The organism is Weissella sp. LMG 11983 (assembly GCF_025908495.1).
In the GTDB taxonomy this organism is placed as follows: Bacteria; Bacillota; Bacilli; order Lactobacillales; family Lactobacillaceae; genus Weissella; species Weissella fermenti.
Window position 1 is genome coordinate 82285 of sequence record NZ_JAOZFD010000002.1, and the last position, 12154, is coordinate 94438.

Below are 12154 nucleotides of genomic sequence, written 5' to 3' on the forward strand. Positions count from 1 at the left end.
AATGAAGCGTCGGTATTATTTTATGGATGTGCTGAACATCATCGCTACGATGGCCGTGATTTTTCTGCACACATCTGAATTTGCTTTTAATTATGAGCCAACACTTCGCTGGGGTGTTGCGGTTGTTATTCAAATCGCATTCATTTGGGCCGTACCGATTTTCTTTATGATTTCAGGCGCTAACTTGCTGAATTATCGAGAGCGATATGACACGAAGACGTTCTTTAAAAAGCGTTTAGGGAAGGTCTTGGTACCTTTCTTAGCTTGGTCTTTGATCTGGTATATCTTTAATCATTTCTATTTTTTGAATCATGATTGGGGTATCCGTAACTTTTTTGATTTGTTGATGCATGGTCAAATTCAAGCAGTGTTCTGGTTCTTTTACTTTATTATTCCGTTCTACTTCGCAGTGCCGTTTTTGTCATTGATTACGACGCGCGAGAATAAGAAGACGGTATTGTACGTAATCGCTTGGTTTGTTTTGGGCGTTGGTATCGTGGGTTACACGCATTCGTTGCGTGCAACGCCGCTTGATTCCTTCTTCTCAAATATGCCATTAATTATGTCGACGGGAATTGGCTTCTTCTTTGCCGGTTGGTATTTGCAACAATTTCCACCAGCAAAGTCACAAAAGAAGTGGTATGCACTTGGTAGTGTGCTAGCATTCTTGTTTATGCTAGGGTTGACCGTATATATGTCACACCAAGCCGGTAAGACGATTAACGCAGTCTACAGCATCTTCAGTATTGGGGGCTTCTTTTTGCCACTCGGTATCTGGGTATATGTTCGCGATGCGTTAGAAGATTGGGAACCATCACCAAAGATGGCGACCTGGCTAAAGCGCCTGTCGGGTGCATCGCTCGGTGTCTATGTTATCCACGAGTTTATTATTTACATCGCGGAAAACACATACCACCTACAAGCGGGATCATGGTGGCACATGATTGTGTTCCCGTGGTTTGTCTGGGTATTGTCAATCGTAATTACGTTGGCATTGCAAAAGATTCCAGTGATTAACCGCTTGATGCCTTAAAATTTTCACATATTAACTGATAATTTTTAATACTCGGTGCGTATTCTGATACGTATCGAGTATTTTTTTAATTTTCAGGGAGTAGAACATGCGTAAAAAGATGTACAAGGTCGGCAAGCACTGGGTTGCTGCCGCAGTAGCGATTGCCGGGATTGGGTTAGCTGGTGGCGCATCCGTATCAGCTGATCAAGCTGTTTCAACGGAAACGACACTTGTTAACAAGCCGACAACAGACCCGGTAACACCGGAGGTGCCAAGCCAACCAGTTGAAGAGGAAAAGGATGTCGCCCCAACGACACCAAATGATGAAGCGGAAACGCCAACGTCAGTGCCAACGCAACCAGTTGTGCCAACGGCGCCGGCTGAACCAGAAAACCCAACAACACCAGAGAATCCAACAGTGCCTTCAACGCCAGAAATTGCTGATGGTGTGAACAAGGAAGACGGTTTGTACTATCAAGACGGCAAGGTATTGACGGGAATCGCCAAAGCAGATGGCAAGATGTATGAGGCTGGTAAGTTGCTGTCAGGTATTTCTTCAGTCGATAAGAAGATGTACAAGAATGGTGTCTTGTTCAACGGTACGCTGGACGGATTACTCTACGTTGACGGTGTGAAGTTTAGTGGCACAAAGAATGGTGTTCTATACGAAAACGGTGCCAAGTACAACGGCACAAAGAATGGCATCTTGTACGTGAACGGTGTGAAGTTCAATGGTACGAAGGATGGCGTTTTGTACGAAAACGGTGCCAAGTATAATGGCACAAAGAACGGCGTCTTGTACGTGAACGGTGTGAAGTTTAGTGGCACAAAGGATGGTGTCTTGTACGTGAATGGTGCTAAGTTTAACGGTACGAAGAACGGCAAGGTGTACAAGAACGGTGTTTTGCTAACAGGGAAGCACTCTGATGGTAAGTTCTACCAAAACGGGGTGGTCTTGACGGGCTATAACGGCAACACATACTACGTGAATGGTGTTGCAGCCAACGGTTACATGGCTGACAACACGAAGACAAAGTACTTGTTCAAGGACGGTGTGAAGCAAGTTGGTCGTCAAAAGATTGATGGTACGTACTACTTCTTTGACTTCAACACAAAGCAAATGGTGAAGCACAATTACGTGCAAGCCCAAGATGGTAACTGGTACATGTTCGGTGAAGACGGTAAGATTGTTTCTGATGTTTATCACTGGGCCGGTACGTATTACTACTTCGATCACAGCACGTTTAAGAAGCACACAAACTCATATGATTTGGCTCGCTGGGGTGACTGGTACATGTTTGGTGGTGACGGTCGCATCTTGACTGACGTGGTGAAGTGGGCTGGATCATACTACTACTTCGACCATAATACCTATACAAAGCACACGAACTCATATGACTTGGCGCGTTGGGGCGACTGGTATATGTTTGATGGCTCAGGACGTGTGATTTCAGGATACAAGTACTGGTACGGTCAGTTGTACTACTTCCACGGTGGCACGTTCACCAAGGCAGTTAACCAACACGTTTATGAAAACGGTAACCGTTACTGGGCAAATGGTTCAGGACACGTGACAGTCGACTGGACAATAGATAACGCCATCAACATTGGTTCAACGTTGGTTGGTCACTCGCCATATGTTTGGGGTGGCGGGCGTAACGACTGGTCAATTGCGCGTCGCGAGTTCGATTGCTCATCATTCGTGCACTGGTCATATGCCAACGCAGGGTTAACGTTGGAACCGGTTGGTTACACAACGACTTACTCACAAGTAAACCGTGGCCGTGGCGTTAACTGGGGTAACTTGCGTCGTGGTGACTTGATTTTCTTCGGTAGTTTGGGCCACGTGGGTCTATACCTTGGTGGCGGCTACTTCTTGCATGATTCGCCAAACTCACCAACTGGTGGGGTTGGCGTGTCACACTTGAATGATATCGTTAACCAACATGATGCACGTTATTCATGGGCGTCAATCGCTGACACATGGGCAACACGCCGTGTGCAAGGCTAGGCGGGTATTGGAATAGCATACTCAAAACACTTCTTCCGTGCTAAACTGGAAGAAGTGTTTTTAATTATGTAAATTAGGTGAATAACATGCAAATTGTTAAAAATTATTTGTACAACGTAGGGTATCAGTTGTTGACGGTGATTGCGCCGTTGCTTACGATGACCTACCTAGCGCACGTTTTGGGTACGCAAGGTGTTGGTATCCAAGCTTGGACAAATTCCGTTGTGACGTACTTCTTGTTGCTAGCAACGCTGGGAATTACCCTGTACGGTCAACGTGAAATTGCGTATGTTCGTGATGATGTCGCTGAACGAGACAAGCGTTTCTGGGAAATCCAAATCCTACATATCATTGTCGGAGTCATTGCATTAATCATTTACTTCGTGTTCATCTTTGGCATGTCACAAGTGATGACTAACGAATTCCATAAGTATTATCCACAATTGATTCTACAAGGATGGGTGATTGTCTCAGGTATCTTGGATATTTCATGGTACTTCATGGGACTTGAAGACTTTAAGAAGACGGTTGTCCGTAATTCTTTGGTTAAAATTGCCATGGTGATTTTGATTTTCGTTTTGGTTAAGTCAAGCCACGACGTTAACAAGTACATCTTGCTGTTGGCATTAACGCAAGTGATTGGAAACATCACAATGTGGTTCTACTTGCCTGGTAAGGTAAAGATACCAAAGTGGTCTGACATGCAAATCATGCGCCACTTGGGACCAACGGTGGCGATGTTCATTCCAACGATTGCCACACAAATTTATTTGCAACTGAACAAGACGATGTTACCAATGTTGGCTCACGGTTCAGCTGACTTGTCAGGTTTCTATGACAATGCTGATAAGATTGTTAAGGTGTCATTGGCTTTGGTTACGGCGATGGGGACGGTGATGTTGCCGCGTGTCGCGAACCAATTTGCGAATGGTGATCATAAGGGTGTTAACAAGGCAATCTACAGTTCAATGGATTTTGTGACGGCTTTGGCGGTGCCCTTGATGTTCGGTATGGCCGCTGTGTCACAAAAGTTGATTTTGTGGTTCTTGGGTCAACCGTTTGCGCCAACTGGTGTGACGATTGCATTCTTGTCACCAATCATCTTGTTCATTGCATGGAGCAATGTGATTGGCACACAATATTTGATGCCGGTTAACCGCGTACGTGATTACACGGTGTCTGTAACATTGGGTGCGGTTGTTAATATTGTGCTGAACTTCGGGTTCATTCCGTTGTGGGGCTTGTATGGTGCAGCCTATGCGACGGCTTTGTCAGAGTTAATCGTAACGGTTTACCAAATTTGGGTTGTACGTAAAGATTTGGACATGCACCAATTATTTGGTGGTGTCTGGAAGTATTTCATTGCCGGTGCAGCCATGTTCATCGTCGTATGGCCGATTCAATTGGCGATGCCAGCAACGGCCTTGTGGTCAATGATTGAAATTGCCATCGGTGGTATTATCTATGCAGTCTTAATCGTGGTGTTGAAGACGAACTTCGCTGGTATCATTATTGATTTCGTGAAGGGGAAGCTTCACCGCGCGTAACAGCAACGTCATATAAATAGATTATGTTTCAGGCATGTTAGCGTTTTGCTAACATGCCTTTTCAGTTCATTTTCGTTTTGTAAGCAACTAAGAATATTCACATATTGATAGAAAATTGGTTAAAACCGCCCCGTATTCTGATACATATCGAATTTTTAGGGAGGTATTTTCTAGTCATGGGAGATACACGCAAACAGCTACTGATGGCTGTTTTGGTATTGAGTGCTGGTGGTGCGTTCATGACGACACACCAACCAGTGTCAGCTGACACGATTTTGCACACAACGGAATCACTAGCAACCACCCAGTCGATTGAGGGGATTGCAACTGTAACCCCTTCAGCTGGGGTGGCACCAGTAATTACGGATACATCAGATACAAAGACGAAATTTGCTAACCATAACTTGTGGGCCTTGGGAGACTCACTTGCTGTTGGGTATAACGGTGCTGGCGATTCTGATTCTTGGTCAGAAAACTTGCACTATAACATGAAGTATCAGACGTTGCATAACGAACATGCACATTCTGGTTCTCAAATTGCCGGTCCAAAGCCATCTGGTGAGCCAATTCACTTTTCAAAGACGGTTTCCGATGTGATTGGCAATGCTGCTTTCACATCAGATTCACAGCCGGTGGTCATGATTGAGTTGGGTGTCAATGATTTGAACTACAGCTCAAACAATTTGAAGTATGTGCAGGAACGTTTGTCGCAAAGCATTCGCACGTTGCGTCAAGCCAACCCAAACGTGGTTATTTACGGTATTTTGCCATTCGCCAATTATTTGGGTGGCGACTTCAACACGATTCACGGTGGTGGCTACAGTTTTAACCAACTAACAGATGCGTTGACGGAAGTTTATGCAAGCTTCAAGATTCCGGTTTTGGATTGGGTAGATTATGATATTGATCGTTCACCTAATGCCTTGGGTGACAAGACGGTGCACCCAACTGGTGAAACATACGCGCACATGTCAGAAATCGTTGCTGATTTCATGGACAAACACGCGAACGTTTTGACGCCGGGAACGGAGAAGGATACAGGTAAGTATTTCTACTCAAATGGTTGGCAATGGAACGACAAGGGCGAAACACAATATGGACTTGGTAAGGGTTCAAATGGTGTGACGCAACTTGCAGCTGGTGCACAAAAGATTGCTGGTACCTATTACTGGTTTGACCCTAAGTCAGGGGCGATGGCTACGCGTGCGGGTGAAGTTTCAAATGCCGGCAAGAGCTACTACACGGGTACTGATGGTAAGTTGATTCAAGGTTTGATTATGGTTAACGGCCAAGTCAATTACTACGGTAACAACGGGACGTACTACAAGCGTCAAAATGACCAAACAGGTTACTTGCAACCGTTGAATGGTGGTTGGTACTGGTTCGAAAAGGGTCAATTGTACACCGGCTTCCGTAGTTACATGGGGGCTTACTACTTCTTTATTAACGGTGTTCGTCAAGAGAACAAGTGGGTCTCAGAATGGGGTAACAAGTACTATGTTGGCGCTGACGGTCGGTCAGTCCAAGGATCAGCAGTCTTCATTGATGGCGTACCATACGACTTTGGTACAAATGGTACGTTCCACCTTCGTGGTGCGGCATCTGGTTACTTAAACAGCCCAAGCGGTTGGCGCTGGTATGAGAATGGTAAGCTCTACACGGGCTTCCGCAACTACATGGGTGCCTTCTACTACTTCAACAAGGGTGTCCGCCAGGAGAACAAGTGGGTCTCAGAATGGGGTAACACATATTACGTTGGTGGGGATGGCCGCTCAGTACAAGGACACGCTTACATGATCAACGGCGTTGCGTACGACTTTGGTAATAACGGCACGTTCCACAAGCGCGGTCGTACATCTGGTTATGTGTACGATGGCTCAAAGAAGAACGGTGGTTACCGTTGGTACGAAGATGGTAAGCTGTTTACCGGCTTCCGTTACTACATGGGCACGTACTACTGGTTTGTTGATGGGGTCCGTCAAAACCAAGGTTGGCGCACCGCCTGGGGATACAAGTACTGGACTGACAAGGAAGGACGCGCAGTACAAGGTTGGCAAACAATCGACGGTACACGTTACTACTTTGGTGAAGACGGGACTTACTTCCTGCGTTAATAAAAATTTTAAAGGGGTGATGAGTGGTTCTCATCGCTCCTTTTTTGATTAGACATTTACTATACAATCACGATATGATAGAAGTACTGATTATATTTGAGTAGGGCTTATGAGGATGGTTGAGATAAAATGAAAAAAACGATATCGTATGTCGTCATCGGCGTGGTTCTAGCCGTGGTTGTTGGGATGGTAGTGAAGCCGATGTTTGATCCGTTGATGTGGTTGAACGTGGATATGTTTTACCACCTAGCCCGCGTGCACCAGTTGGATTACTGGTTTAATGGGCAAGGATTATTTCCACAGAACTTTAATAGCTTTGGTGGTATCGGAATTGCCGTGAATATATTTTACCCTTGGCAGGTGTTGGGGATATTTGCAGCATTGACGGCAAGTGTGAGTGGCATCTTGTCACAATTGCAATGGATATTAGCGCTGATGACATTTGCGACAAGTGTCTTGGCGTTTGTTGCCGCTAAGTGGGCCGGACTAAAGAAGTTGCCAGCCTTGTTATTTGCGTTGTTGTACACTTTCCAAGTGCACGTGGCGTTGGAAATGCTAACTAGTGGTTCTTTCTCAACGGCTGCTGGGACGATGTTTATCCCATTTGCATTCTTCGGATTGTACCGTGTGTTAGCGAAACAAGACTTTAGCTGGTCGCCAGTCCTGATGATGGCGGTTGGTGGTGTTGGTATGGCATATGCACACTTGATGACGTTCTTGATTGTGCACCTTATTATGATTATCGCATTCGCTGTGGTGCTGCTTATTTCACCACAACGCCGCCATGTGTTTATGGCTGGTCTGCGCTATGCAGTATTGTTAGTGCCGGGGGCTTTGGCGGTGCTTGGTCCGATTGTGTATCTACAAATGTCGAACATCTTGAAGTCACCGGCCAGTTCTATCTTGGCGCAACGTACGTACAACATTTCTGACTTCGTGTTAAAGCAACCGGGTTTTGAATCAGGATTGATGTTAGTGCCGTTGTTATTGTTGCTATTCTTGTTCCGTCGTTTCTACCAAGATAAGTTAGCCTATGTTCTGGTTGTCGTCGGTGTGGGGATGCTCCTGATGTCAACAAATATTTTCCCATGGGACATTTTGCAAAATACGCCGATTGCCGTTATTCAAATGCCAGCGCGTTTGCTTTTGCCATCGTTGGCCTTGCTTGAAGTGATTGTCTTTATGAACGAAAGTGAAGATAAAATATCAACAGGGATTATTCTTGCTTTGACAGCGTTGGCGGTGTTTAATGGGGCGAAGGCGGTTGATAATTTTGCGAGCGCCACGAAGAAGTTACCAGAGTTGACAACAACGCAAATTGCCCAATTTGGGACCGGTGTTAGTGATGGTTATGGTGTACCGGAAACGTTCGCCGTGACTGATCAAAATACCCGTGATGATCGTTTCTGGTTAATGATGAACTATTCAGACTATATGCCAAAAGCAGCTTTGACAAATCAGGCAGATAACTTGTCATTTATCGGTAATGATCAAAATGGCTTGCGCTTGCTGGCACATGAGCTACAATTCACATCAGGGGCGGTTGTTAAGCCAACCAAGGTTAACATAACGCCACAAACGATGAGCTTAACGGTTCCAGCGGTGTCTGATAAGGGGCAAGTTAAGTTGCCAGTTTTGGGATACAACAAATTGCCGTTGGTGATTAAGGTTGATGAAAAGATAGTACCAGCCCGTATCGTCGCTGGACAATGGGCAATTAATGCCAAGGCATTGCAAGGTCAGACGCACACGGTCAAGATTTCACAACAGACGCCAATCTGGCTCGTAATTATGAGTGTCATTTCATTAGCTTGGCCAGTGGTGATTATTGCAATAATCATTTCACGAAAAGTTAAAAAATAAAGACAAATAAAACGCGTGTTTGCCCATATAACGGGGCTGACACGCGTTTTATTATGATTTGGTAACGAAAAATACTTACTATTGCAAGGAGCTTGACGAATGGGTTCTATTTGGTAGTCTAAAAGTAAGAAAAAGGGGAGGCCATTATGAGATGGGAAAAGTAGGTAAGCAACTTTTGGTTGCAGGAGTTGTATTGGGTGCAAGCTCAGTGATGACGTTAATGAGTGGTAGCGTCTCTGCGGATACGGTGGTACCGGCGCAAGAGAGCTTGGCAACAACGCAAGCACTTGAAGGAGTTAAGCCAACGGTAGCAAATGCTGACAAAAAGGCACCTGAAAAGGACACATCAGATACCAAGCAAGCGTTTGCTGACCGCAACTTGTGGACACTGGGTGATTCACTTTCAGTCGGTTATAACGGTAGCACGGTGGTTGATTCTTGGTCAGTTAATTTGCACAAGAACATGGACTTCAAGACGTTGTACAACAACCACGCACACTCAGGTTCACAAATATCAGGAACGACACAATCAAATGATCCAATTCACTTCACACGCACTGTCTCAGAAGTGACGGCGGACCCAAACTTTAAGAACGAAACAAACCCAGTTGCGATTATCGAGCTTGGTGTTAATGATCTTAATTACAGTGCCAACAACCTTGGTTTCGTGCAACAACGTTTGGTAGACAACATTCGCGCTTTGCGTGCAGCTAACCCAAACATTGTGATTTATGGTGTCTTGCCATTTGCTGACTATCTAAACGGTGGTTTTGATACAAAGCACAGTGGTGGCTACAGCTACAATGACTTGGTTAAGGCGTTGACTGACGTTTACACTGGTTTTGGGATTCCAGTCTTGAACTGGGACAACTATAAGATTGACCGTTCACCAGCAGCGTTGGGGGACAAGACGGTTCACCCAACTGCTGAAACGTACCAAAAGATGTCAGCGATTGTTGCGCAATTCTTGGAAGAGAACGCGCACGTTTTGACAGACGGTTCTGAGCACGAAACAACGGCAAGCTATGATGCGAGTCATGAAGGTTGGCAATACTTTGATAATGGGGATGCCCAATACGTGACGAAGGGTGCCGATGGTAAGTTGACACTGGCGTCAGGACTAACCAAGATTAACGGTGTCGCTTACTGGTTTGATCCACAAACGCACAACTTGGTTAAGCAAGCGGGTGAAGTTACGCAAGATGGTAAGACTTACTATGTTGGTAACGATGGACGCTTGCAACAAAACTATGTCATTGTTAATGGCCAAGCCAACTACTACGGTAACAACAACACGTACTACAAGCGTTACAGCGATAAGTCAGGTTACCTACAAATGGGTGATGGTAGCTGGAACTGGATTGAGAACGGTCAACCATACACTGGGTTCCGTAGCTACTATGGCGCCTACTACTACTTTGTAAATGGTGTTCGCCAAGAAAATCAATGGGTCTCACAATGGGGCAAGAAGTACTATGTTGGTGCCGATGGACGTTCTGTTCAAGGTAAGGATTACAAGATTAACGGGGTCGCTTACGACTTTGGTAACGACAATACCTTCTACCTACGTGGTGGCGCATCAGGTTATCTCAACACAACTGCTGGCTGGCGCTGGCTAGAAAACGGTGAATTGTACACGGGATTCCGTATGTACTACGGCGCTTACTACTACTTCATTAACGGTGTTCGTCAAGAAAATAAGTGGGTTAAGGAGTGGGGTAACACCTACTACGTTGGCGCTGACGGTCGATCAGTTCAAGGGGATGCCTACATCATTGACGGTGTTGCCTACAACTTTGGTACGAATGGTACGTTTAACCTCCGCGGTACAGCGAGCGGTTACTTGTACGACGGCTCAAAGTACAATGGTGGTTACCGCTGGTACGAAGATGGTGACCTTTACACTGGCTTCCGTTTCTACACAGGCACATACTACTGGTTTGTAGACGGTGTTCGCCAAAATGAGGGATGGCGTAGCGCTTGGGGTTACAAGTACTACACAGACCAAACTGGTCGTGCCCTTCAAGGATGGCAAACGATTAACGGTCAACGCTACTACTTCGGAAATGATGGTACCTACTACTTGCGCAACGCTGATGGTTCAAAGTTTACTGGTGATCTAAGCGATTACAGCAGCAACACATCAAGCGCTAAGAGTGGTTACTTGTACGACGGCTCACAATACAACGGTGGTTACCGCTGGTATGAGAACGGCCAATTGTACACAGGATTCCGCTTCTACATGGGCACGTACTACTGGTTCGTTGACGGTGTTCGTCAAAACCAAGGATGGCGTCAAGCTTGGGGTTACAAGTACTACACAGACGAAACTGGTCGTGCGGTACAAGGATGGCAAACAATTGATGGCCAACGTTACTTCTTCGGAAATGACGGAACGTATTACTTGCGATAATAAATAGATTGATTAAGCAGTAACTTTTGCAGAGTTACTGCTTTTTTGTTACGAAAAAGAAATGATTGATAACAAATTGCGACATAATCACTAACGGACTGTTATTTTCGCTAGGTAAAATTTTTAAAAGCTAAAGATTTAAATTTATGTTTAAAAATAGAGACCGAAAAACGGGAGAAATGAAAAGTGATTAGTAAACGAGTAAAGTTATCATTAACAGCGATGGCGGCGACAGCGGGTTTGGTTGCTTTGAACAGTAACATGCTTGAAACTAAAGCTTCTGCCGATACACTTGAGTCAATTCAATCACAACAAAAGACAGGTTACTTGAACGACGGTACAGGATGGTACTGGTTCCAAGGTGGTCAAAAGTATACGGGATTCCGTAACTACATGGGGGCATACTACTACTTTGTAAATGGTGTGCGTCAAGAAAATAGCTGGGAAACAGAATGGGGACTGACATATTACGTTGGTAACGATGGTCGCTCAGTACAGGGTCACTACTCAATTGGCGGTGTTGCATATAACTTCGGTGACAACGGCACGTTCTACATGCGTGGTCGCTCAAACGGCTATGTATTTGATCAAGCGGCCGGCCAATGGTTGTGGATGGAAAACGGTTCACGTTTCACAGGATTCCGCTTCTACATGGGTGCCTACTACTGGTTCCAAAATGGTGTTCGTCAAGATAACCAATGGGAATATGCTTGGGGTAACACATACTGGGTTGGCGGCGACGGCCGTGCTGCCCAAGGTTTGGTAAACATCGGTGGTAAGCAGTACTACTTCGGTAATGACGGTACGTTTAACATGCGTAAGAACACGCAATTCTCATTGAATGGGGCAACGTATTCAGCTGATGGCAATGGTGTTGTAACGCGTACGGGTTCTGCTTCAGTGCAAGACCAAATGAATAACTTTGCCCAATCATGGTATGGTTGGGATCACAATCAACAATACTACTTGAACTTGTTGATTAGTTACGAATCAGGTTGGAACCAATACGCCCAAAACGGTCAATACTTCGGCTTCTTCCAAACAACGGGTATTACAGATACGTCTGTTGAAGGACAAGCACGTGTTGGATTGGCTTACATTGCTAACCGATACGGTAACCCACAAAACGCTTGGGGTCACATCCGTTCATACGGTTGGTACTAATTTTAAGAAACAACAGTAGCGGGGGAT

7 protein-coding genes are annotated in these 12154 nt (G+C 45.3%); all 7 read left to right on the plus strand.

Annotated features, from left to right (window positions below):
* Window position 1: 1 nt before the first annotated feature.
* The gene (locus tag OIT45_RS09955; RefSeq protein ID WP_199404257.1) at window positions 2-1033 is read left to right on the plus strand and encodes an acyltransferase; all 1032 of its coding nucleotides are present in this window, start codon (window positions 2-4) and stop codon (window positions 1031-1033) included.
* Between the two features lie 88 nt (window positions 1034-1121).
* Window positions 1122-3026, plus strand: coding sequence for an NlpC/P60 family protein (locus tag OIT45_RS09960; protein WP_199404256.1), 1905 nt, complete (start codon window positions 1122-1124; stop codon window positions 3024-3026).
* A gap of 86 nt (window positions 3027-3112) precedes the next feature.
* Window positions 3113-4573, plus strand: coding sequence for a flippase (locus OIT45_RS09965; protein WP_199404255.1), 1461 nt, complete (start codon window positions 3113-3115; stop codon window positions 4571-4573).
* A 176-nt stretch (window positions 4574-4749) separates the two neighbouring features.
* Complete coding sequence (locus tag OIT45_RS09970) at window positions 4750-6687, plus strand: SGNH/GDSL hydrolase family protein (protein ID WP_199404254.1); 1938 nt, start codon at window positions 4750-4752, stop codon at window positions 6685-6687.
* A 129-nt stretch (window positions 6688-6816) separates the two neighbouring features.
* The gene (locus OIT45_RS09975; protein WP_199404253.1) at window positions 6817-8550 is read left to right on the plus strand and encodes a hypothetical protein; all 1734 of its coding nucleotides are present in this window, start codon (window positions 6817-6819) and stop codon (window positions 8548-8550) included.
* A gap of 151 nt (window positions 8551-8701) precedes the next feature.
* Window positions 8702-10963 carry an SGNH/GDSL hydrolase family protein gene (locus OIT45_RS09980; protein ID WP_199404252.1) on the plus strand — a complete coding sequence of 754 codons (2262 nt, stop codon included), beginning with the start codon at window positions 8702-8704 and terminating at the stop codon, window positions 10961-10963.
* A 186-nt stretch (window positions 10964-11149) separates the two neighbouring features.
* Window positions 11150-12127 (plus strand): 1,4-beta-N-acetylmuramidase, encoded by a 978-nt coding sequence (locus OIT45_RS09985; RefSeq protein ID WP_199404251.1) that lies wholly within the window; start codon window positions 11150-11152, stop codon window positions 12125-12127.
* Window positions 12128-12154 lie beyond the last annotated feature (27 nt).